Below are 22,536 nucleotides of genomic sequence, written 5' to 3' on the forward strand. Positions count from 1 at the left end.
CGCTGTGCGGCTTATTTCGCCGGCAGGCTGGCCAGCAGCAGGCGCTGCACGTTGCCGCCCATGATCGCGGCGATCTGCTCGGGGGAGAAGCCGGCGCCCTGCAGGCCTTCGGTGAGCTGGGCCAGGCCGGTGACGTCGAACGGCGTGTGCACGGTGCCGTTGAAGTCCGAGCCCAGGGCCACGTGCGCGACGCCGACCTTGTCCGCCGTATAACGGATGGCGCGGACGATGGCGGCGACCGAGGTGTCGCACACCGCGGTGCTCCAGTAGCCGATGCCGATCACCCCTCCCGTGGCGGCGATGGCCTGCAGGTGCCTGTCGCTGAGGTTGCGCGTGCCGGGGCAGGTGCCCTCGACGCCGGTGTGCGACACCAGCACCGGGCGCGTGGCCATGGCCAGCACGTCGTCGATCAGCGGCCGTGAGGCGTGGGCCAGGTCGACCAGCATGGCTTTCTCTTCCAGGCGTTCGATCACCTGTCGACCCAGCGGGGTCAGGCCGCCTTTCTCCAGGCCATGGGCCGAGCCGCCGACTTCATTGTCGAAGAAGTGGGTCAGGCCGGCGATGCGGAAACCGGCGTCGTACAGCGCGTCGACGTTCTCCAGCTTGCCCTCGATGGGCTGCAGGCCCTCGGTGGCGAGCAGCGCGGCGACTCGCTGCGGATCCTGCCGCCAGGCCTCGACGAAGCGGGCCAGCTCGGCGCGGTTGCGGATCAGCACCAGGCGCCCGTCGCTGGCGTCTGCGGCCTCGCGCAGTTTCTCGGCCTGGTACAGCGCGCGCTGCAGCAGGCTGTCCCAGGTCGCGCGCGGCCAGCGCTGGGCCATGGCCAGCAGGGTGATGTTGTCGCTGTCGCCGGCGTTGCTTTCCATGTTCAGCCCGCGCGGGGTCTTGGTCACGGTGGAGAACACCTGCAGGCCGAGGCGCCCTTCGAGCATGCGCGGCAGGTCGGAGTGGCCGTAGTCGTAGCGTTTGAGCAGGTCGCGTTCCCAGAGCAGGGCGTCGTCGTGCAGGTCGGCGACGAACAGGCCCTGGTGCAGCTGCTGCGCGCTGGCGCTGGCGGGGTAGGGCGGCGGCGAGGCCACGCTGTTCATCTGTGCATCGAGCACCTGGGGTAGGCCGAAAAAGGCCAGGGCGGAAAGCGGGGCGAGCAGCAGCAGGGCGATCAGCAGTTTGCGCATAAAGGGTGGCCATCCAGGCGTGTTGTTATGCCGGCCACTCTAGCAGGGAAGCGGTGCACCCTGGAGTAGGGGGCGCCCTGCGCACCATGGTGAGCAGGGCTTAACCGCAGAGGCAGTTGCGCCCCTGCTGCTTGGCCTGGTATAGCGCGGCGTCGGCGCGGGCGATCAGGCTCTGCAGGCTGTCCTGGTGGCGCATCTGCGCCAGGCCGATGGAGATGGTCACCCCCGGCAGCACGCCGACCGGCGAATAGAAGGAGCCGATGCGTTCCAGGCTCTGGCGCAGGCGCTCGCCGATGCCGCGCGCCTCCTGGTCGGCGATCTCCGGCAGGAGGATGACGAACTCCTCGCCGCCGAAGCGCACCAGGCTGTCCTTCGGCCGCAGCTGGTTGCGCAGGGTATGGGCGACCAGACACAGGGCGTAGTCGCCGGCCAGGTGGCCGTGCTGGTCGTTGTAGGCCTTGAAGTGGTCGACATCCAGCATCAGCAGCGACAGCGGCTCGTCGTTGAAGGCGCAGCGGGTGCTTTCGCGCTCGAACACGTGCTCCAGCCAGCGCCGGTTGAAGCTGCCGGTGAGGGTGTCGATATTGGCGTTCTGCTCGCTGTCGAGGATCAGCCGGTTGCCCCGGCGCACCCGTTCGCAAAGCAGCTCCAGGAGGTTCTGCATCAGTTGCGGCGATTGCTGGAACAGCGCGATCAGCGACTCGCGGTGCAGGCGCAGCACGGTGGAGGGCCGCTCGGCGACTACGTAGGCGCTGGGATGCTCGTTGTCGATGAAGCTGATCTCGCCGGCGCAGTCGCCGACTTCCAGGGTGCCGACCGGCTGGTTGTCCAGCGAGCCGAGGTAGACGCGCAGCTGGCCCTCGATCAGCAGGTAGAGGTGCTGGTTGCGGTTGAACGGGGAGAGCAGGACTTCGCCGGCCTCCAGTTCGCAGGCGCGAAATTCCCGCAGCAACTGGTCGAGGCTGCTGGCGGCGACTTTGTGGAACAGTCGCAGTCGTTGGATTTGCTGCAGGTCTGCCTGCCAGTGCGCCGGTTTCATCGCGATGTTGCCGGGCCTGGCGGGGCGTCGAGGCCAGATGGCATCGCAAACGCTCCTTGTCGTGGTGCAACAGCGTCTCGACATTATTCCCGGGTCGGGCCCCTGGCAATGCTCGGCCAAAGTTCGGCCGACCAGCGGTTGTACGTTGGTGCCAGGCTGTCGACTGGCGCGCGTCCCTGCGCGGCGTCCTCAGTCGGGTAGGTGGAGGCGGTGGCCGACGGCGAAGCCGGCCAGGCGTTCGCGCACGGCCGCGGCCAGCGCCGGGTCGCGGCGCGGCAGGTGGATATGGGCGAGCTGGCCGGCCTGGTCGTCGCCGAGCACCTCGACGCGGATCGCCGGCTCCAGCTCGGCCAGCGCCGCCTGGTAGACGCGGGCGATGGCATCGAAGCGCAGCGCCGGCTTGAAGGTCTTGCCCACCGCGGTCAGCGGGATGGCCTCGACTATCCAGACATCCCTGGGCACCGCGGCGCGCTCGGGAATATGCGCGGCGGCATGTTCGAGCAGCTCGGCCTCGCCGGCCTGGGCGCCGGGCTTGAGCTGGACGTAGACCACCGGCAGTTCGCCGGCCTTCTCGTCCGGCTTGCCGACGGCGGCGGCCAGGGCCACGGCCGGGTGCTTGTGCAGCGCCTCCTCGATCAGCTGCGGGTCGATATTGTGGCCGCCGCGGATGATCAGGTCCTTGCTGCGCCCGGTCAGCCAGATGTAGCCGTCTTCGTCCATGCGGCCGAGGTCGCCGGTATTGAACCAGTCGCCGTCGACCCAGATGCCGGCGTTCTTGCTCGCCTGCAGGTAGCCCTTGAACACCGTGGCGCCGCGGATGCACAGGTTGCCGATCTCGTTGGGCGCGGCCTCGCGCAGGTACTGTCCCTGCTCGTCGAGCAGCTTGATGCGCACCTCGCAGTAGGGCATGCGCAGGCCGATGGAGCCGGGGCGGCGTTCGCCGGCCGGCGGATTGGCGCAGCTGCCGCAGGTGCCTTCGGTAAGGCCGTAGCCTTCGATCAGGCACAGTCCGGTCTTGGCCTCGAACTGGCGGATCAGCGCCACCGGCATCGGCGCGGCGCCGCACAGGGCGTATTTCAGCGAGCTCAGGTCATGCCCCGCGCTGGGCACCTGCAGCAGGCCGGCGTAGATGGTCGGCACGCCGCTGAAGAAGCTGACCTTGTGGCGCTCGATGATCTTCCAGAAATTGCCGATCAGCTTGGGGGTGCGATAGCCCTGCGGGGTGGCCAGCAGCACCTCGGCGCCGCCGATGAACGCGGTCAGGCCGGTGACCACCACGCCGTTGACGTGAAACAGCGGCAGGCCGCAGAGGGTCACGTCGCCGGGGGCGAAGCGGGTCACCAGGTTCATGCTGTAGGCCATGGCCACCTCGTTGCCGTGGCTGTGCGGCGCCAGCTTGGGCGTGCCGGTGGTGCCGCCGGTGTGGAAGTAGCTGGCGATGTCCTCGGCCTGGATGATCCGGCCGCTCTCCAGGTGGTCGCTCGGGCAGGCGGCGATGGTCTCGTCGAAGTCCAGCACGCCGTCCGGCAGCGGCCCGCGTTGGGCCTTGAGCGCACTGCGCTGAGGCTCCGGCAGCAGGTTGGCGAGATCCACGCAGAGCACCGCCTTGAGCGCCGGCAACTGGCCGCGCAGGGCCTCGACCTTGGCCCACAGGTCGGTGCCGGGGAAGGGCGCCAGGGTCACCAGCAGCTCGGAGTCCGAGGCGTGGATCAGCTCGGCGATATGCTCGGGCTCGAGCAGCGGGTTGATCGCGTTGACGATCCCGGCCGCTTCGCCGCCCCAGATGGTGAAGTGGGTCTGCGGCAGGTTGGGCAGCAGGAAGGACACCGCCTTGCCTGGGCGCAGGCCGAGGCGGTGGAAGGCGTTGGCGGTCTGGGTGATTTTGCCCAGCAGCTCGGCGTAGCTCAGGCGCAGCGGCTGTTCCTCGCCGTCGCCCTGGAGGATGAACGACAGCGCCGGGGCGTCCGGCTGGGCGACGGCCGTGCGGCGGATCAGCTCGTAGGTGCTGGCGGGCAGGTCGCGAGCACTGAGCGGGGTTTTCTCGATCTGCTCGATATCCTGCAGGGTGCGGATCAGCGGCGCTGTCGTCATTGGTGCATCTCTCAGTCGGGGCGGCGGGTATCTGCAGCCGGTTCAGGGGGAAGCCGGGGGCCGTGCCAGCGAACCGCGGCGACGCCGAGAACCGCTGGTGCGCGCGGAGCACCTTTATCGGTCAGTCGGCGAGCCGTTGGCTCAGCCAGGCGGCGATATCGCGAATCTCCTCCGGCAGCACCTCGTGCGCCATCGGGTAGTCGCGCCATTGCACCGGCACCCCGCAGGCGTGCAGACGGTCGAACGCGGCGCGGCCCATGTCGGGCGTCACCACGTCGTCGAATCTGCCATGCAAACACAGCACCGGCAGTTGTCTTTTTGTATCCGTCAGCGGCATGTCGTCGCTGAATGTCGGCGCGTAGGTCGAGAGTGCCAATACCCCGCCCAGGGTGTGCGGGTAACGCAGAAAGGCGGTATGCAGCACCACCGCGCCGCCCTGGGAGAAACCGGCGAGGATGATGCGCGCCGGTTCGATGCCGCTGGCGCGCTCGGCCTCGATCAACTCGATCACCTGCTGCGCCGACTGCTCCAGCTGCGCCTGGTCGATGGCGCGCGCCGGGCTCATGGCGAGGATGTCGTACCAGCTCGGCATGCTCCAGCCGCCGTTGATGGTGACGGGGCGGGTCGGCGCCTGCGGCAGGACGAAGCGGGTGCTGGGCAACTGTTCCTGCAGGGTTTCGGCGACCGGGAGGAAGTCGTAGCGATCGGCGCCCAGGCCGTGCAGCCAGATCACGCTGGCATCGGCAGGTTGTGGGGGCTGCAGGATCATGGGTGCGGTCATTGGTAGCTCCGGTGTGGTGCGTGTGCTTCAAATTGGGGCGGCGCCCTTTTCGAGGCTTGGCTAATCTGTGAATAAGTTGTCGCACGGGTGCAACTTTTGCTCTTGACCAGTCCGTATGCTGCTTTTTGCAAGGCGCTGGTACGGGGCTTGCTATAGCTGACCCGGACTGACGACGCGTGTGGTAACGGTAACACTGTGCCATCGCCGCACGCTCAACAGGCAGGAATCTGCTGTGTGGGGTTCCTTACCAGTTCGTCGGCGCGAACCTTCGCGCCGGCGGATGACGATCCGTCTCTGGCCCGTTCGACCAATGGGCAGGGCGAGGGCAGTTGGCCAGCAGAGGGTAATGCCGACTAGACTCACGCCTGAGGTCCGATCTTCCCGTCGATGCCGTTGCTGCCAGCGGATCGCGTGCCTCATAAGGGTGGGGAAGCAGGACCGAGACTCCAACACAACAAGAGCAACTGGAGGTTTTAATGAAGATGGTGAAATCCACCCTGGCTGTGCTGACCACCGCAGCCGTACTCGGTGTCAGCGGCTTCGCGCAGGCGGGCGCTACCCTGGATGCGGTGCAGAAGAAAGGCTTCGTGCAGTGCGGGATCAGCGATGGTCTGCCGGGCTTCTCCTACGCCGACGAGAAAGGCAATTACCTGGGTCTGGACGTCGACGTCTGCCGCGCCGTAGCGGCTGCGGTGTTCGGCGATGCGACCAAGGTCAAGTACAGTCCGCTGACCGCCAAGGAGCGCTTCACCGCGCTGCAGTCCGGCGAAGTCGACATCCTCTCGCGCAACACCACCTGGACCAGCTCGCGCGACGCGGCCCTGGGCCTGAACTTCACCGGCACCAACTACTACGACGGTCAGGGCTTCCTGGTTAACAAGAAGCTGGGCGTTTCCAGCGCCAAGGAGCTGGACGGCGCCACCGTGTGCATCCAGGCCGGTACCACCACCGAGCTGAACCTCTCCGACTACTTCCGTGCCAACGGCATGAAGTACACCCCCATCACCTACGATACCTCCGACGAGAGCGCCAAGTCGGTCGAAGCCGGCCGTTGCGACGTGCTGACCTCCGACCAGTCGCAGCTGTACGCGCAGCGCATCAAGCTGGCCAACCCGGACGACTACGTGGTGCTGCCGGAAGTCATCTCCAAGGAACCGCTGGGCCCGGTGGTACGCCAGGGTGACGAGGAGTGGTTCGACATCGTGCGCTGGAGCCTGTTCGCCATGCTCAACGCCGAGGAACTGGGCGTGACTTCGGCCAACGTCGAAGAGCAGGCCAAGTCCACCAAGAACCCCGACGTCGCCCGTCTGCTCGGCGCCGAAGGCGAGTTCGGCAAGGATCTGAAGCTGCCGAAGGACTGGGCGGTGCAGATCGTCAAGCAAGTGGGTAACTACGGCGAGAGCTTCGACCGCAACGTCGGTGCCGGCAGCGAGCTGAAGATCGAGCGTGGCCTCAATGCCCTGTGGAACAAAGGTGGTCTGCAGTACGCACCGCCGGTGCGTTGATCGTCTGTATCGGCGCGCCAGCTAGGCGCGCCGGTTGTTCCTGATGACGTGAACCCCATGCCCGCGCCCGCGGGCATGGGGCTTCCAAGAGGGCTGTTATGCAAACTACTGCTAATGTCCCGCGCCCGCGAGGATCGGTCTGGACCGACCCCCAGGTGCGCGCGTGGCTATTCCAGATCATCGCCGTGGTCGCCGTCGTGGCGCTCGGCTGGTTCCTGTTCCAGAACACCCAGGCCAACCTCGAGAAGCGCGGGATCATTTCCGGCTTCAGTTTCCTGGGTAACAGTGCCGGATTCGGCATTGCCCAACACCTGATCGACTACACCGAGAGCGATACCTACGGACGGGTGTTCGTCATCGGCCTGCTCAACACCTTGCTGGTGTCGGTGATCGGCATCGTCCTGGCCACCATCCTCGGTTTCATCCTCGGGGTGGCGCGGTTGTCGCCGAACTGGCTGATCAGCAAGCTGGCCACCGTCTATATCGAGATCTTCCGCAACATCCCGCCGCTGCTGCAGATTCTCTTCTGGTACTTCGCGGTGTTCCTCACCCTGCCGGGGCCGCGGCAGAGCCTGGAGATCGGCGAGACCTTCTTCCTCAACAGCCGCGGCCTGTACCTGCCGGCGCCGAGCCCGTCGGAGAGCTTCGGCCTGTTCGTCGGCGTGCTGCTGGCGACCATAGTCGCCATCGTGGTGATGGGGCGCTGGGCCAAGGCGCGCCGCGAGGCCACCGGCAAGGTGTTTCACGCCTTCTGGGCGTCGCTGGCGATGATCGTGGTGATCCCCGGCCTGGCCGTGCTGATCGGCGGCAACCCGCTGCAGTGGAGCGTGCCGGAGCTGACCGGTTTCAACTTCCGCGGCGGCTGGGTGATGATTCCCGAGCTGATGGCCCTGACCCTGGCGCTGACCATCTACACCGCGGCCTTCATCGCCGAGAACGTGCGCTCCGGGATCATGGCGGTGAGCCATGGCCAGACCGAGGCGGCGCGCTCGCTGGGCCTACGCCCGGCGGTCACCCTGCGCCTGGTGATCATCCCGCAGGCCCTGCGCGTGATCATCCCGCCGCTGACCAGCCAGTACCTCAACCTGGCGAAGAACTCCTCGCTGGCGGCCGGCATCGGCTACCCGGACATGGTCTCGCTGTTCGCCGGCACGGTGCTCAACCAGACCGGCCAGGCGATCGAGGTGATAGCCATCACCATGAGCGTGTACCTGGCGATCAGCATCAGCATTTCCCTGCTGATGAACTGGTACAACAAGCGCATTGCGCTGATCGAGCGGTAAGGAGCAGCCATGCAGACCCATACCTTCAAACCGGACCTGCCGCCGCCGCGCCTGAGCGTCGGCGCACTGGGTTGGCTCAAGGCCAACCTGTTCTCCAACTGGTTCAACAGCCTGTTGACCCTGTTCGCCCTCTATCTGATCTGGCTGATCGTGCCGCCGCTGCTGCAGTGGGCCTTCATCGACGCCACCTGGAGCGGCACCACCCGGGCCGACTGCACCGGCGGCGGCGCCTGCTGGGTGTTCATCCAGCAGCGCTTCGGCCAGTTCATGTACGGTTTCTACCCGAGCGAACTGCGTTGGCGGGTGGATACCACCCTGTGGCTGGCGATCATCGGCGCGGCGCCGCTGTTCGTGCCGCAGATGCCACGCAAGGCGCTGTACGGCCTGGCCTTCCTGGTGATCTACCCGATCATCGCCTGGTGCCTGCTGCACGGCGGCGTGTTCGGCCTCAGCCTGGTCTCCACCAGCCAGTGGGGCGGCCTGATGCTGACCCTGGTGATCGCCGCGGTCGGCATCACCGGCGCGCTGCCGCTGGGCATCCTGCTGGCGCTGGGACGGCGTTCGGACATGCCGGCGATCCGCGTCATCTGCGTGACCTTCATCGAGTTCTGGCGCGGCGTGCCGCTGATCACCGTGCTGTTCATGTCCTCGGTGATGCTGCCGCTGTTCCTGCCCGAAGGCATGCACTTCGACAAGCTGATGCGCGCGCTGATCGGGGTGATCCTGTTCCAGTCCGCCTACATCGCCGAGGTGGTACGCGGCGGCCTGCAGGCCATTCCCAAGGGGCAGTACGAGGCGGCCGCGGCCATGGGCCTGGGCTACTGGCGGATGATGGGCCTGGTGATCCTGCCGCAGGCGCTGAAGCTGGTGATCCCCGGCATCGTCAACACCTTTATCGCGCTGTTCAAGGACACCAGCCTGGTGATCATCATCGGCCTGTTCGACCTGCTCAACAGCATCAAGCAGGCGACCACCGACCCGGCCTGGCTGGGCATGGCCACCGAGGGCTACGTGTTCGCCGCGCTGATCTTCTGGATTTTCTGTTTCGGCATGTCCCGCTACTCCCTGCATCTGGAGAGAAAGCTGGATACCGGCCACAAGCGTTAGGAGTGAGTTATGAGTGAAGCCATCAAGAAGTCGTCCAGCGCCGAGCCGATGATCCTCATGCAGGCGGTGCACAAGTGGTACGGCCAGTTCCACGTGCTCAAGGACATCAACCTCAGCGTGCAGCAGGGCGAGCGCATCGTCCTCTGCGGCCCGTCCGGCTCGGGCAAGTCCACCACCATCCGCTGCCTCAACCGCCTGGAGGAACACCAGCAGGGGCGCATCGTGGTCGACGGCACCGAGCTGACCAGCGACCTCAAGCACATCGAGGCGATCCGCCGCGAAGTGGGCATGGTGTTCCAGCACTTCAACCTGTTCCCGCACCTGACCGTGCTGCAGAACTGCACCCTGGCGCCGATGTGGGTACGCAAGATGCCCAAGCGCCAGGCCGAGGAAGTCGCCATGCACTTTCTCGAGCGCGTGCGTATCCCCGAACAGGCGCACAAGTACCCGGGTCAGCTCTCCGGCGGCCAGCAGCAGCGCGTGGCGATCGCCCGCGCGCTGTGCATGAAGCCGAAGATCATGCTGTTCGACGAGCCGACCTCGGCGCTCGACCCGGAGATGGTCAAGGAAGTGCTCGACACCATGATCGGCCTGGCCGAGGACGGCATGACCATGCTCTGCGTGACCCACGAAATGGGCTTCGCCCGCACCGTGGCGAACCGGGTGATCTTCATGGACAAGGGTGAGATCGTCGAAGAGGCCGAGCCCAACACCTTCTTCACCAACCCGCAGAACGAGCGCACCAAGCTGTTCCTCAGTCAGATCCTGCACTGAGGCGGTTGCGCTGTGAACAGGGGGAGTCTTCGGGCTCCCTTTTTCATGGGGCCCAGAGGCGCCGCGCGCACCGCAGACCCAAACCCTCCGTTCGCTGGTGCGCATGGCCTAGATGGCCCTGCGACACCCTACAGGCCTATAGCCCTGGAGCGCTTATGAACCACCCCAATGCCGAACTGATCCAGCGTTTCTATACGGCCTTCCAGCGCCTGGATGCCGAGGCCATGGCGGCCTGCTACGCCGCGGACATTCATTTCTCCGACCCGGTGTTCACCGACCTGCGCGGCGCCGCGGCCGGCGATATGTGGCGCATGCTGTGCAGCCGCGCCGAAGGCTTTTCGCTGACCTTCGATGCGGTGCAGGCCGACGACCGCCAGGGCAGCGCCCACTGGGTCGCCAGCTACCGCTTCAGCGCCACCGGGCGCCAGGTGGTCAACCGCATCCAGGCGCAGTTTCGCTTCGAGGGCGGACTGATAGTCGAGCACCGCGACCAGTTCGACCTGTGGCGCTGGGCCGGCCAGGCGCTCGGCGCCAAGGGCCTGCTGCTGGGCTGGGCGCCGCCGGTGCAGGGGGCCATCCGCCGGCAGGCGGCCAAGGGCCTGGCGCAGTTTCGCCAGGGACGTCAGGCGGCCGGCTGAGGCGCGCGGCTGAACGCAGTGGTAGGCTTGCCGGTCATAGCCTTCAATTAGGGATGCAGGCGCCTGTTGCCGCACCCAGCCACCCTCAGCCGAGATCCTGCCGTGACCGAATTGCTCGTAGCCGTGAAACAGGCCAAGGCCTGGGGCGTCCATGCCGTCACCGCCAGCGGGGTGATACTCGCCTTGCTGGCCCTGCTCGCCGTGCTCGACAGCCAGCCCAAGCAGTGCCTGCTGTGGCTCGGCCTGGCGCTGCTGGTCGATGGCCTGGACGGCTCGCTGGCGCGGCGCTACGACGTCAAGGGCGTGCTGCCGCACTTCGACGGCTCGACCCTGGACCTGGTGATCGACTACCTCACCTACGTGTTCATCCCGGCGATCTTCCTCTACCGCTTTATCCCGCTGCCCGATTTCACCGCGCTGTTCGCCGTGGGCCTGATCCTGGTGTCCTCGCTGTTCTGCTTCTGCAACCTCAACATGAAGAGCCAGGACAACTACTTCGTCGGCTTCCCGGCGGCGTGGAACGTGGTGGTGCTGTACTTCTATCTCCTCGACTTCCACCCCTGGCTGGCGTTCGGCACCATCGTCCTGCTGGCCGGCCTGACCCTGACCAAGATGAAGTTCCTGCATCCGTTTCGGGTGCGCCAGTTCATGCCGCTGAACATCGCCGTCACCAGCCTGTGGATGCTGGCCAGCGCCCTGCTGATCCTGCAGTACCCGCTCAACCAGCCCTGGTTGCTGGTCATCTGGCTGCTGGCGAGCGCCTACTTCGTCGGCGTCTGCCTGTGGCGCAGCGCGCGGGAGTGGTGGCCGCAGCGCGGATGAACGCAGCAGTCGAGAAAGCCTGGTTCGTCTACCTGGTACGCGCCGCCAACGGGGCGCTGTACTGCGGCATCAGCGACGACCCGCAGCGACGTTTCGCCCAGCATCAGGCGGGCAAGGGCGCGCGCTTCTTCCATACCAGCCCGGCGCAGGCGCTGGCCTACGTCGAGGCCTGCGCCGGCAAGGGCGAGGCGCTGCGCCGCGAGCGGGCGATCAAGCGCCTGCCCAAGCGCGCCAAGGAAGCGCTGATTGCCGCCGGTGATGCCCCCTCATTCGCCTGAGGCGGTGGGCGCAGTCGGGCCAGGCGGTTAAGCTGGGCCTTTCGACCCCGACGCGGAGCGCGCCATGCACGAGTTGATCCTGCACCATTACCCGACCTCGCCCTTTGCCGAGAAGACCCGCCTGATGCTGGGCTTCAAGCAACTGTCCTGGCGCTCGGTGATGATTCCGCCACTGATGCCCAAGCCGGATCTGACCGCGCTGACCGGCGGCTACCGCAAGACCCCGGTGCTGCAGGTGGGCGCCGATATCTATTGCGACACTGCACTGATCGCCCGCCGCCTGGAGGCGGAGAAGGCCACCCCGGCGCTGCTGCCCGAAGGCCAGGAGTTCAACGTCAGCCTGCTGGCGCAATGGGCCGACTCGGTGCTGTTCCAGCACGCCGTGGCGCTGGTGTTCCAGCCCGAATCCATCGCCCTGCGCTTCGCCAAGCTGCCGCCGGAGTTCGTCAAGGCCTTCGTCGCCGACCGCAGCGCGCTGTTCTCCGGCGGCAGTGCCAGCCGCCTGCCGCTGGAGCAGGCCAAGCACCAGTGGCCGGTGCTGATGGGGCGCCTGCAGCAGCAGTTGCAGCGCGAGCCGGGTGACTTCCTGTTCGGCGAACCGTCGCTGGCCGACTTCGCCGTGGCTCACTGCCTGTGGTTCCTGCGCGCCACTCCGGTGACCGCGCCGCTGGTCGACGACTACCCGGACGTCGCTGCCTGGCTCGGCCGGGTGCTGGGCTTCGGCCACGGTTCGCTGAGCGAGATGAGCGCCGAACAGGCCATCGCCGTGGCGCGCGAGGCGACCCCGGCGGCGCTGCCGGAGGAGGACTTCGTCGAGCCCAACGGCTTTGTCCGCGGCCAGCAGGTGAGCATCGCCGCGGTGGATTACGGCGTCGATCCGGTGGCGGGCGAGCTGCTGTTCGCCGGGCGCGAGGAGCTGATCCTGCGCCGCGAGGACGCGCGGGCCGGCGTGCTGCACGTGCACTTCCCGCGCCTGGGCTTTCGCATAGAGGCGCGCTGAGCGCGTAGGTTGGATGACGCTTCCCCCCATCCACCATCGCGGTGGACGGGGTAGAGCGCCGTCCCTCTCCTGCTAGCGCCGATCCGGCAGCAGGAAGTTGCCCGGCCCGCCGGCGTCCAGGCTGGGCACCTGGGCCTCGTCCTTGAGTTCGACCCCGGACAGCTGGCGCTTGCAGGCTTCGCGCATCAGGTACATCAGGCGGAAAGTGGCCATGCCGTAGCTCAGGCCTTCGAGGCGGACATTGGAAATGCAGTTGCGGTAGGCGTCGTTGAGGCCGACGCGCGGCGCCCAGGTGAAATACAGGCCCAGACTGTCCGGTGAGCTGAGCCCGGGGCGTTCGCCGATCAGGATCACCGTCATCTTCGCCTTCAGCAGTTGTCCCACCTCGTCGGCCACCGCCACTCGCCCCTGTTCGACCAGGGTGATGGGGGCCAGCGACCAGCCTTGCTCGGCGACCTGTTCGAGCAGGCGGTCGAGAAACGGCAGGCTGTGGCGGCGCACGGCCAGCGACGACAGGCCGTCGGCTATGACGATGGCCAGGTCGTAGCTCTGAGCGTGCTCCTCGGCATAATCGCGGAGAAATTCAGCAGAATCGGCATGCAGGCGGCGACCCAGGTCGGGTCGCTGCAGGTAGGTGTGACGGTCGCCGGCGGCGCTGCGCAGGAGCAGGGTCGGCAGGCCGCGATCATGCAGTTCCTCGCGCAGGCCGACATGATCGAACGGCAGGTGCACGGCGTCGCGCGCCTGGGCATGGGCGAACTGGAAATCGAGCTGGGCGCGGGTCGGCAGACTGGTGCCGGCGCGGCCCAGGGCGATCCGTGCCGGGGTCAGCTGGCGCAGCTGTTGCCAGGGATTCTCGGTGGCGGGGGGCTTTTCGGACATGCGGACCTCCAAAAGGGGCGGGTGTGGCATCGAGGTTCAGGCGAGCTGCGCCAGGGCCTGGCGAAACACCGCCGGCAGCTCGTCGCCCAGGCGCAGTCGGTCGCCCTGCTGATAGAGGATGCCCATGGTCTCCAGCCAGGCCTCGAACTCCGGTGCGGCGCGCAGGCCGAGGACCTGGCGGGCGTAGAGGGCGTCATGGAACGAGGTGGTCTGGTAGTTGAGCATCACGTCGTCGGAGCCGGGAATGCCCATGATGAAGTTGATGCCGGCGGCGCCGAGCAGGGTCAGCAGCATGTCCATGTCGTCCTGGTCCGCCTCGGCGTGGTTGGTGTAGCAGATGTCGCAGCCCATCGGCACGCCCAGCAGCTTGCCGCAGAAATGGTCCTCCAGGCCGGCGCGGATGATCTGCTTGCCGTTGTAGAGGTACTCCGGGCCGATAAAGCCGACCACGGTATTGACCAGAAACGGCTTGAAATGCCGGGCCACCGCGTAGGCGCGCGTCTCGCAGGTCTGCTGGTCGACGCCGTGGTGGGCGCCTGCCGACAGCGCGCTGCCCTGGCCGGTCTCGAAGTACATCAGGTTATTGCCGAGGGTGCCTCGCTTGAGGCTGAGGCCGGCTTCGTAGCCTTCCTGGAGAATCTGCAGGTTGATGCCGAAGCTGGCGTTGGCGGCCTCGGTGCCGGCGATCGACTGGAATACCAGGTCCAGCGGGGCGCCGCGTTCGATGGCGGCGATCGAGCTGGTGACATGGGTCAGCACGCAGGACTGGGTCGGAATCTCGTAGCGCTGGATGATCGCGTCGAGCATCTCCAGCAGGGTGCAGATCGAGGCCATGCTGTCGGTGGCCGGATTGATGCCGAGCATGGCGTCGCCGTTGCCGTAGAGCAAACCATCGAGAAGGCTGGCGGCGATACCGGCCGGATCGTCGGTGGGGTGGTTGGGCTGCAGGCGGGTCGACATGCGCCCGCGCAGGCCCAGGGTGTTGCGAAAGCGGGTGACCACGCGGATCTTCTGCGCCACCAGGATCAGGTCCTGCACGCGCATGATCTTCGACACCGCCGCGGCCATCTCCGGCGTCAGCCCCGGCGCCAGGGCGCGCAGGCTGGCCTCGTTAGCCTGGTCGCCGAGCAGCCAGTCGCGCAGACCGCCGACGGTCAGATGGCTGACCGGGGCGAAGGCGGTGGCGTCGTGGCTGTCGATGATCAGCCGGGTCACTTCGTCCTGTTCGTAGGGGATCGGCGTCTCGTCCAGAAAGTGCTTGAGCGGCACCTCGGCCAGGGCCATCTGCGCCGCCGCGCGCTCGGCGTCGTTGCCTGCGGCGATCCCGGCCAGGTAGTCGCCGGAGCGCGCCGGGCTGGCCTTGGCCAGCAGCTCGCGCAAGCTGTCGAAACGCCAGGTCTGGCCGGCGATGGTATGGGCGAATTGGGCCATGGATCCTTCTCCTGTCGCGACCGCCGCGTGGCGGTCGCATTGCTAGGCATCAGCGCAAGGACTGCTCGGCGGCCTGGATCGCCGCGAACTCTTCCTCGGGGGTGCCGGACACCAGATGGTGACGGCTGTAGAGGGCGAAGTAGGCGATGAACAGCGCGTAGATCGCCGCCGCGCCGATCACCACGCGCGGGTCCACGAGAAAACCGGCGACCAGGGCGATGCTCGCCAATACCAGCGCGACCGAGGAGGTCAGCATGCCACCCGGGGTGCGGTAGGGGCGAGGCATGTCCGGGCGGCGCAGGCGCAGGGTGATGTGCGCGGCCATCATCAGCACGTAGGACAGGGTGGCGCCGAATACCGCCACCAGGATCAGCAGGTCGCCCTGGCCGCTCAACGACAGGCCGAAGCCGATGATGCCGGGCACCACCAGGGCCGCCACCGGGGCCTTGTTGCGGTTGGTCAGCGACAGGCCGCGCGGCAGGTAACCGGCCCGCGACAGGGCGAAGATCTGCCGCGAGTAGGCGTAGATGATCGAGAAGAAGCTGGCGATCAGTCCGGCCAGGCCGACCAGGTTGACCACCTGGCTCATCCAGGTCGGACCGCTGTAGGCCTTCTCCAGCGCCTCCACCAGCGGATTGCCGGAGCTCATCAGCGCCTGCGCACCCGCAGCACCGGGGCCGACCAGCAGAATCAGCGCGGCGAACGCCAGCAGCACCAGCATGGCGCCGATCAGCCCGCGCGGCAGGTCGCGCTTGGGGTTCTTGGTTTCCTCGGCGGCCAGGGGCACGCCTTCGACGGCGAGGAAGAACCAGATCGCGTAGGGAATCGCCGCCCAGATGCCGACGTAGCCGAACGGCAGGAAGGCGCTGGCGCCGCTGGCCTGGGTGACGGGGATGTCGAACAGGTTGTCCAGCCGGAACAGCGGCAGCATGGCGACGATGAACACGCCGAGGGCGATGGCCGCCACCGCGGTGATGACGAACATCAGCTTCAACGCCTCGCCGGCGCCGAGCACGTGGATGCCGATGAAAATCACGTAGAAGGCCAGGTAGACCGCCCAGCCACCGATCCCGAACAGCGACTCGCAGTAGGCGCCGATAAAGCAGGCGATGGCGGCCGGGGCGATGGCGTATTCGATGAGAATCGCCGTGCCGGTGAGAAAGCCGCCCCAGGGGCCGAAGGCCGTGCGGGTGAAACCATAGCCGCCGCCGGCGGTGGGGATCATCGAGGACAGCTCGGCCAGCGCGAAGCACATGCACAGGTACATGGTCGCCATCAGCAGGGTGGCGATGAACAGCCCGCCCCAGCCGCCCTGGGCCAGGCCGAAGTTCCAGCCGGCATAGTCGCCGGAAATCACGTAGGCGACACCGAGGCCGAGCAGCAGGACCCAACCGGCGGCGCCTTTCTTCAGTTGCCGATTGGCGAAGTACTCGGCGCCGACGCTTTCGCTCTCCACGCCCCGATCCGGGGCGAGGGCAAGGGTATCTTGGGTGGACATGGGCAAGGCTCCTTCGCGCCCCGGCCCGGCTGCGGGCGGGGCGTCGGTCTATGAGGTGGTTCGATGGCAGATCAGAAGAAGCCCAGCGGATTGATGTCGTAGCTGACCAGCAGATTCTTGGTCTGCTGGTAGTGGTCGAGCATCATCTTGTGGGTTTCGCGGCCGACGCCGGACTTCTTGTAGCCGCCGAAGGCGGCATGCGCCGGGTACAGGTGGTAGCAGTTGGTCCATACGCGGCCGGCCTTGATCGCCCGGCCCATGCGGTAGGCGACGTTCATGTCGCGGCTCCACACCCCGGCGCCCAGGCCGAACTCGGTGTCGTTGGCAATCGCCAGGGCCTCGGCCTCGTCCTTGAAGGTGGTCACACCGATCACCGGGCCGAAGATTTCCTCCTGGAACACGCGCATCTGGTTGGTGCCCTTGAGCAGGGTCGGCTGGATGTAGTAGCCGCTGGCCAGATCCCCGTCCAGGCGCTCGGCCGCACCGCCGGTGAGCACCTGGGCGCCTTCCTGCTGGGCGATCTCCAGGTAGGAAAGGATCTTGTCGAACTGCTGCTGCGAGGCCTGGGCGCCGACCATGGTCTCGGTGTCCAGCGGGTTGCCGCGCTTGATCTGCTTGACCTTCTTCATCACCTCGGCCATGAAGGCGTCGTAGATCGACTCCTGCACCAGCGCCCGCGACGGGCAGGTGCACACCTCGCCCTGGTTGAAGAAGCCCAGCACCAGACCTTCGGCGGCCTTCTCGATAAAGGCCGGCTCGGCCTTCATGATGTCGGCGAAGAAGATGTTCGGCGATTTGCCGCCCAGCTCGACGGTGCTCGGGATGATGTTCTCGGCGGCGCATTTGAGGATATGCGAGCCGACCGGGGTGGAGCCGGTGAAGGCGATCTTGGCGATGCGCTTGCTGGTGGCCAGGGCTTCACCGGCTTCGCGGCCGAAGCCCTGGACGACGTTGAGCACGCCGGGCGGCAGCAGGTCGCCGATGATCTCGGCCAGCAGGGTGATCGACAGCGGAGTCTGCTCGGCCGGCTTGAGCACCACACAGTTGCCGGCAGCCAGGGCCGGGGCCAGTTTCCAGGCGGCCATCAGCAGCGGGAAGTTCCACGGGATGATCTGCCCGACCACGCCCAGCGGCTCGTGGAAGTGATAGGCCACGGTGCCGTCGTTGATCTCGGCGGTGCTGCCTTCCTGGGCGCGGATGCAGCCGGCGAAGTAACGGAAATGATCGGCGGCCAGCGGCACGTCGGCGTTCAGGGTTTCGCGCACGGCCTTGCCGTTGTCCCAGGTCTCGGCCACGGCCAGCAGCTCGAGGTTGGCTTCGATGCGGTCGGCGATCTTCAGCAGGATGTGCGAGCGCTCCTGCACGCTGGTGCGGCCCCAGGCGTCGGCGGCGGCGTGGGCGGCGTCCAGCGCCTTGTCGATGTCGGCGGCATTGGAACGGGGGAATTCGGCGATCACCGAGGCGTCGACCGGGCTGGTATTGCTGAAGTACTGGCCACTGAGCGGGGCGACGAATTCGCCGCCGATGTAGTTGCCGTAGCGCGGCTTGAGGCTGACGACGGCGCCTGGGGTACCCGGTTTGGCATAGATCATGAGCGTTCTCCGAAGCGATGTTGTTGTAATTGTTCGAGGCGGGTGAGCGGTGTTCTCAAATAAGGCTCAGGCACATCATGGGGGGAATTCACGCCGGGAAACTTGACCCTGGGCGAGGGGCGCTGTCGTGCAAAGTCAACTTTTACCGGTGCGCTGGGAGGGGTGTCGTCATGGGTCAATTCGCGCGCCCTGCTTTGGTGCGTACGTTTCAAAATGACTCACTTTTCTGTGTGCGTGAGCGATCGTGCAGGGCGAACAGAGCAGCAAGGCGCCGCGATCTTTCAACTACGCCGCGGCTTTTGCTCGAGTGGGCAGCACAACCTGTAGGTCGCAACAGTGCAGGCGTGCTTTTTGCTTACCAAGGCGCATCGCTACCAAGGAGGAGCCAATGAGTTCCTTTCTCTCCCAGGCCGGCGCTTCTCTCTGCACCTCGCTGCTCTCGAGCGCACCCGCCAATGCCGGCGTACTGGCGGCTGCCGCGAGCGGCCTGTGCAGCTTTATCGAAAAGCAGGGCGGTGATCCTGACCGTATCCTGGGCATTTCCGGTATCGATCCCGAGTGCTTGCGCCATCCCGCTTTGAGTCTGGCCCTGCCCAATTACTGCCAGGTGCTGGAAGAGGCTGCGCACCAGTCCGGTTGCGACAACTTCGGCCTCTACTATGGTCAGCAGTTCAAGCCGCAGGCGCTGGGGTTGCTCGGTTACATCGGGCTCTGTTCCGCAACCCTGGAGCAGGCGCTGATCAATTTTGCGCGTGCGTTTCCGTTGCATCAACGCAACAGCCTGATTCGTCTGGTCGACGAGGGCGAGTGCTATCGCTTTGACTATCAGGTACGCCATGGCGCCATTCTCAGTCGGCGTCAGGATGCCGAGCTGACTCTGGGAATGGTGCTCAATCTGCTGCGCCACGCACTCGGCAGCCACTGGGCGCCACGCGCGGTGCACTTCGAACATCCGCGCCCCGAGCACTGGCACGAGCACTGCAAAGTCTTCGATGCGCCGGTGTATTTCGAGCAGCCCTTCAATTCCCTGTCGATCCCCAAGCGCGGCCTGAACCGCGCCATGCCCGAGAGCGACCCGGTACTGTTGATGGTGATGCAGGATTCACTGAACCGCATCAGCAGCCTGGGCGGCCCAGGCGAGCGTGACGTGGTCAACGATGTGCGCGAGCAGATTCGTCAGCAGCTGCTGTTCGGTGAGCCGGCTCTGGAGGCAGTCGCCGAGCAACTGGGGATGACCAGTTGGTCGTTGCAGCGGCGCTTGCGTGAACAGGGCCAGAGCTTCTCGCAACTGGTGGACGCCGTGCGTCGGCAACTGGCCGGCTGCTACCTGCGTCAGCAACAGCTGCCCATTTCCCACTTGGCGCCGCTGCTTGGCTATTCGGAAACCAGTGCCTTCTCACGGGCGTTCCGCCGCTGGTTTGGCGTCAGTCCGCGGCAGTGGCGGCATGACAGCCACCGCACACACTGAGGTCGTGTCGTTTCAGTAGGCGGCGCGGATGGCGCGCTGGTCGTAGCCGTGGATGATCCGTCCGCGCATATCGATCAGCGGCACGCCGCGGCCGCCCAGGGCCTGATGGCGCGCGCGGCCGGCGCTGTCTTTCTCGATGTCCACCTCGCGGTAGGCGATGCCATCCGCGGCGAACAGTTCGCGGGTCTTGGCGCAGTAGTCGCACCAGCTGGTGGCGTAGAGCACGACCTCGCCGCTGGCGTTGCCGGCCTGCGGTGGCTTGAGCCAGCGTTCGAGCCTGTCCCAGTTCTGCCACAGGGCCAGGGCGGCGAGGATCAGCAGGATTTTCTTCATTGGTGCGCGTCCTTGTGCGTGGTGGCGGCTTGCAGTTGTTCCAGGGTAAAGGGCGCCGGGCGATCCGGCCACTGCAGCTGCAATCTTTCCAGCTCGCGGGCCAGCAGGCTGGCCACCAGCAGGTCGCGCAGCCAGCGCTTGTGCGCCGGGATCAGGTACCAGGGTGCGGCGCCGCTGTGGCTGGCGGCGAGCAGCGCGCTCCAGCGCCGCTGGCGTTCGCCGAACTGCTGGTGCGACTGCAGGTCGCTGAGCTTGAGCTTCCAGCGTTTCGCCGGCTGCTCCAGGCGCTCGACCAGGCGGCGGTACTGTTCGGCCTGGTCGATCTGCAGGTAGCACTTGAGCACCACGATGCCCTGCGCCGCCAGGCCCTGCTCGAATTCCAGCGCCGCGGCCAGGCGTGCCGGCAGCTCGTCGTCGCCGCACAGGCCGTCCAGCGGGTCGCAGATCAGCGCCTCGTAATGACTGCGGTTGAAGACGCCGAGCAGGCCGGGGGCTGGCAGGCGCTGGCGGTAGCGTTGCAGGAAGTGCTGGCCGCGCTCGGCTGCGTTCGGCGCCTGGAAGCTGTGCACGGCCAGGCCCTGCGGGTTGCAGGCGCTGAGCACGCGGCGGATCACGCCGTCCTTGCCGCTGCAGTCCGGGCCTTGCAGCACCAGCAGCAGGGCCTGGCGGCGGTTGGCCCAGAGGCGCGTCTGCTGCTCCTGCAGCCAGGGCTTGAGCCGTTCCAGGCGGGCCTTGGCCTCGGCCTTGTCGAGGCCCAGGGTGCGCGCCGGATCGCCCGCCAGCGGCGCCCGCACGTCGCACAGGCAGGCGTCGAGCAGGGCGTTGGGCAGGCGCTGGCTCATGGGCGGGTTCCTTCAGCGGGGTGGCCGGCAGGCCGGACACAGCATGGCCGCGCCGTTCAGGCGCAGGCGCGGCAACTGGGCGGCGAGCAGCTGGAAATGTGCCAGGCGTTCGTAGCACAGCACCAACTCGCCAGCGTCTCGACTGTACCAGGCATCCGCGGCGCCGCAATTGACCACGCGCAGGATCAGGTCACGTGGCAGGCGGTAAACGGCGCTGGCGCGGGCGGCGATGGCCTCCACCTCGCCGCTGTCCTGCAGCAGCGCGAGCAGGCGTGCGCCGTTGGCGATGCGCTGTGCGGGCGCATCGAAGATCACCCGGATGCGATGGCCGTGCGGCTCGCCCGGCCTGCGCCCGTGCTGGCGCTTGACCCAGGCCAGGGCCCGGCTGACCTGCTGGTATTCCTGGTCGCAATAGAGCGCCCGCTCCATCGGCAGGCCGGTGACCTTGGGTACCCACTCCAGGCGATCCGGGTCGCTGCCATAGATCAGGCAGGCCAGGTTGTAGAAGCGCTGCGCGTCCAGGCCGTGACTGGCCCAGGCGTGCACCTCCTCGTAGTCGGGCTTGGGGCGTTGCCATTCCAGGCGCCAGTAGTCGGCGATGTCCAGCAGTCGGGCATAGAAGCCGGCGTCGCGCTGCCGGTCGGCGCTGAGGAACAGGCTGAGGAAGCCCAGCTGGTCGGCGGCGTCCTCCTCGCGCCCGAGTACCGGCAGATCCAGCTCGGCGATCAGCAGGTGGCCCATCTCGTGGAGCAGGGTGAACTCGGCGTTGGCACTGATGAAGCGCTCTTCGTCGCTGAGCAGCGCCTCGATCGGCGGCTCCTCGGAGGCGTCGGCCGCCAGCAGGACGAGGCCCAGCAGGGCGGCGGCGCAGTGGCGGCGCAAGGCAGGGGACGAGGGCATGGGCGCACCTCGCAGCGTGTTCTTGCAGTCTAGCTCAGCCGGGGCGCGCGTCAGTCCTGGCGGCGCTTGAGTTGATCCTTCAGCTGGGTCGGCAGCTGGCGGATGATCAGCATGTCGCGGCCCTCGTCGTACTCGACCTTCGAGCCCAGCAGATGCGCCTCGAAGCTGATCGACAGGCCCTCGGCGCGGCCGGTGAAGCGCTGGAACTGGCTCAAGGTGCGCTTGTCCGCGGGAAATTCCGGGGCCATGCCGTAATCCTTGTTGCGGATATGTTCGTAGAAGGCGCGTGGACGCTCCTCGTCGATCAGTCCGGAGAGCTCGTCGAGGGTGATCGGCTCGCCCATCTTGGCCTGGCTGGTGGCGTAGCCGACCAGGGTCTTGGTCTTCTCGCGCGCCTGCTCCTCCGGCAGATCCTCGCTTTCCACGAAGTCGCTGAAGGCCTTGAGCAGGGTACGGGTCTCGCCCGGGCCGTCGACGCCTTCCTGGCAGCCGATGAAGTCGCGGAAGTAGTCGGAGACCTTCTTGCCGTTCTTGCCCTTGATAAAGGAGATGTACTGCTTGGATTGCTTGTTGTTCTGCCACTCGCTGATGTTGATGCGCGCGGCCAGGTGCAACTGGCCCAGGTCCAGGTGCTTGGCCGGGGTTACGTCCAGCGCCTCGGTCACCGCCACGCCTTCGCTGTGGTGCAGCAGGGCGATGGCCAGGTAGTCGGTCATGCCCTGCTGGTAGTGCGCCAGCAGCACGTGGCCGCCGGTGGACAGGTTGGATTCCTCCATCAGCTTCTGCAGTTGTTCCACGGCCTGGCGGCTGAAGGCGGTGAAATCCTGCTCGCCATCCAGATAGCTCTTCAGCCAGCCGCTGAAGGGGTAGGCGCCGGACTCCTCGTGGAACAGGCCCCAGGCCTTGCCCTGCTTGGCGTTGTAGCTCTCGTTGAGGTCGGCCAGCAGGTTCTCCATGGCCGGCGAGGCGCTCAGCTCGCTGTCGCGGGCGTGCAGCACGGCAGGGCTGCCATCGGGTTTCTTGTCGATCAGGTGGACGATGCAGTGGCGGATCGGCATGGCGGTTCGGTCTTTGGCGGGTTCGCGATGGGAGTAACG

21 protein-coding genes are annotated in these 22,536 nt (G+C 66.8%); 9 read left to right on the forward strand and 12 right to left on the reverse strand.

Annotation, left to right across the window (positions count from 1 at the left end; genetic code table 11):
• Positions 1 to 11: 11 nt before the first annotated feature.
• From AC1G9C_RS05255 to AC1G9C_RS05270, 4 genes are all read right to left on the reverse strand, one after another.
• Positions 12 to 1,175, reverse strand: coding sequence for a dipeptidase (locus tag AC1G9C_RS05255; protein WP_480409621.1), 1,164 nt, complete (start codon positions 1,173 to 1,175; stop codon positions 12 to 14).
• A 100-nt stretch (positions 1,176 to 1,275) separates the two neighbouring features.
• Positions 1,276 to 2,214 (reverse strand): GGDEF domain-containing protein, encoded by a 939-nt coding sequence (locus AC1G9C_RS05260; RefSeq protein ID WP_480409622.1) that lies wholly within the window; start codon positions 2,212 to 2,214, stop codon positions 1,276 to 1,278.
• A 189-nt stretch (positions 2,215 to 2,403) separates the two neighbouring features.
• Complete coding sequence (locus tag AC1G9C_RS05265; RefSeq protein WP_480409623.1) at positions 2,404 to 4,305, reverse strand: acyl-CoA synthetase; 1,902 nt, start codon at positions 4,303 to 4,305, stop codon at positions 2,404 to 2,406.
• Positions 4,306 to 4,426: 121 nt separating this feature from the next.
• Positions 4,427 to 5,086 (reverse strand): alpha/beta hydrolase, encoded by a 660-nt coding sequence (locus AC1G9C_RS05270; RefSeq protein WP_397498584.1) that lies wholly within the window; start codon positions 5,084 to 5,086, stop codon positions 4,427 to 4,429.
• Between the two features lie 476 nt (positions 5,087 to 5,562).
• Here AC1G9C_RS05270 and AC1G9C_RS05275 point away from each other — a divergent pair, with 476 nt between their 5' ends.
• The 8 genes from AC1G9C_RS05275 (at position 5,563) to AC1G9C_RS05310 (ending at position 12,493) form a co-directional block, all read left to right on the forward strand.
• Positions 5,563 to 6,591: an amino acid ABC transporter substrate-binding protein gene (locus tag AC1G9C_RS05275; protein WP_397498583.1), complete on the forward strand. Its 1,029-nt coding sequence runs from the start codon at positions 5,563 to 5,565 to the stop codon at positions 6,589 to 6,591.
• A 98-nt stretch (positions 6,592 to 6,689) separates the two neighbouring features.
• Positions 6,690 to 7,874: an amino acid ABC transporter permease gene (locus tag AC1G9C_RS05280; protein WP_480409624.1), complete on the forward strand. Its 1,185-nt coding sequence runs from the start codon at positions 6,690 to 6,692 to the stop codon at positions 7,872 to 7,874.
• A gap of 9 nt (positions 7,875 to 7,883) precedes the next feature.
• Complete coding sequence (locus AC1G9C_RS05285) at positions 7,884 to 8,981, forward strand: amino acid ABC transporter permease (protein ID WP_021445751.1); 1,098 nt, start codon at positions 7,884 to 7,886, stop codon at positions 8,979 to 8,981.
• A 9-nt stretch (positions 8,982 to 8,990) separates the two neighbouring features.
• Complete coding sequence (locus AC1G9C_RS05290) at positions 8,991 to 9,755, forward strand: amino acid ABC transporter ATP-binding protein (protein ID WP_021445750.1); 765 nt, start codon at positions 8,991 to 8,993, stop codon at positions 9,753 to 9,755.
• Between the two features lie 155 nt (positions 9,756 to 9,910).
• The gene (locus AC1G9C_RS05295) at positions 9,911 to 10,393 is read left to right on the forward strand and encodes a nuclear transport factor 2 family protein (protein ID WP_480409625.1); all 483 of its coding nucleotides are present in this window, start codon (positions 9,911 to 9,913) and stop codon (positions 10,391 to 10,393) included.
• 102 nt (positions 10,394 to 10,495) lie between these two features.
• Positions 10,496 to 11,215 carry a phosphatidylcholine synthase gene (gene pcsA / locus AC1G9C_RS05300; RefSeq protein ID WP_480409626.1) on the forward strand — a complete coding sequence of 240 codons (720 nt, stop codon included), beginning with the start codon at positions 10,496 to 10,498 and terminating at the stop codon, positions 11,213 to 11,215.
• Entirely contained in the window at positions 11,212 to 11,493 is a 282-nt protein-coding gene (locus tag AC1G9C_RS05305) for a GIY-YIG nuclease family protein (RefSeq protein WP_480409627.1), read from the forward strand. The genes pcsA and AC1G9C_RS05305 overlap by 4 nt, the downstream gene beginning before the upstream one ends.
• 64 nt (positions 11,494 to 11,557) lie before the next feature.
• A complete protein-coding gene (locus AC1G9C_RS05310) occupies positions 11,558 to 12,493 on the forward strand; it encodes a glutathione S-transferase family protein (RefSeq protein WP_480409628.1) in 936 nt (311 codons plus the stop codon).
• Between the two features lie 72 nt (positions 12,494 to 12,565).
• Here AC1G9C_RS05310 and eutC read toward each other — a convergent pair whose 3' ends face one another.
• The 4 genes from eutC to exaC form a co-directional block, all read right to left on the reverse strand.
• A complete protein-coding gene (gene eutC, locus AC1G9C_RS05315) occupies positions 12,566 to 13,375 on the reverse strand; it encodes an ethanolamine ammonia-lyase subunit EutC (RefSeq protein WP_480409629.1) in 810 nt (269 codons plus the stop codon).
• Positions 13,376 to 13,411: 36 nt separating this feature from the next.
• Entirely contained in the window at positions 13,412 to 14,806 is a 1,395-nt protein-coding gene (locus AC1G9C_RS05320) for an ethanolamine ammonia-lyase subunit EutB (RefSeq protein ID WP_480409630.1), read from the reverse strand.
• 49 nt (positions 14,807 to 14,855) lie between these two features.
• Positions 14,856 to 16,304, reverse strand: coding sequence for an ethanolamine permease (eat, locus tag AC1G9C_RS05325; RefSeq protein WP_480409631.1), 1,449 nt, complete (start codon positions 16,302 to 16,304; stop codon positions 14,856 to 14,858).
• A 71-nt stretch (positions 16,305 to 16,375) separates the two neighbouring features.
• On the reverse strand, positions 16,376 to 17,896 hold the full coding sequence (exaC, locus tag AC1G9C_RS05330; RefSeq protein ID WP_480409632.1) for an acetaldehyde dehydrogenase ExaC: 1,521 nt from the start codon (positions 17,894 to 17,896) through the stop codon (positions 16,376 to 16,378).
• 388 nt (positions 17,897 to 18,284) lie between these two features.
• Here exaC and qhpR point away from each other — a divergent pair, with 388 nt between their 5' ends.
• On the forward strand, positions 18,285 to 19,364 hold the full coding sequence (gene qhpR, locus AC1G9C_RS05335) for an AraC-like transcriptional regulator QhpR (RefSeq protein WP_480409633.1): 1,080 nt from the start codon (positions 18,285 to 18,287) through the stop codon (positions 19,362 to 19,364).
• Between the two features lie 12 nt (positions 19,365 to 19,376).
• Here the strand turns inward: qhpR and AC1G9C_RS05340 are convergent, their stop codons facing one another.
• Genes AC1G9C_RS05340 through yejK form a run of 4 tightly spaced genes read right to left on the reverse strand, consistent with a single transcriptional unit; the run spans position 19,377 to position 22,497 of the window.
• Entirely contained in the window at positions 19,377 to 19,697 is a 321-nt protein-coding gene (locus AC1G9C_RS05340) for a glutaredoxin family protein (RefSeq protein WP_480409634.1), read from the reverse strand.
• Positions 19,694 to 20,539: a polyphosphate kinase 2 family protein gene (locus AC1G9C_RS05345; protein ID WP_480409635.1), complete on the reverse strand. Its 846-nt coding sequence runs from the start codon at positions 20,537 to 20,539 to the stop codon at positions 19,694 to 19,696. The genes AC1G9C_RS05340 and AC1G9C_RS05345 overlap by 4 nt, the downstream gene beginning before the upstream one ends.
• A 12-nt stretch (positions 20,540 to 20,551) precedes the next feature.
• Positions 20,552 to 21,439 carry a DUF4344 domain-containing metallopeptidase gene (locus tag AC1G9C_RS05350; RefSeq protein WP_021445743.1) on the reverse strand — a complete coding sequence of 296 codons (888 nt, stop codon included), beginning with the start codon at positions 21,437 to 21,439 and terminating at the stop codon, positions 20,552 to 20,554.
• A 50-nt stretch (positions 21,440 to 21,489) separates the two neighbouring features.
• A complete protein-coding gene (yejK, locus tag AC1G9C_RS05355; protein ID WP_021445742.1) occupies positions 21,490 to 22,497 on the reverse strand; it encodes a nucleoid-associated protein YejK in 1,008 nt (335 codons plus the stop codon).
• Positions 22,498 to 22,536: the final 39 nt, after the last annotated feature.

The organism is Pseudomonas sp. ABa2, from assembly GCF_056676075.1.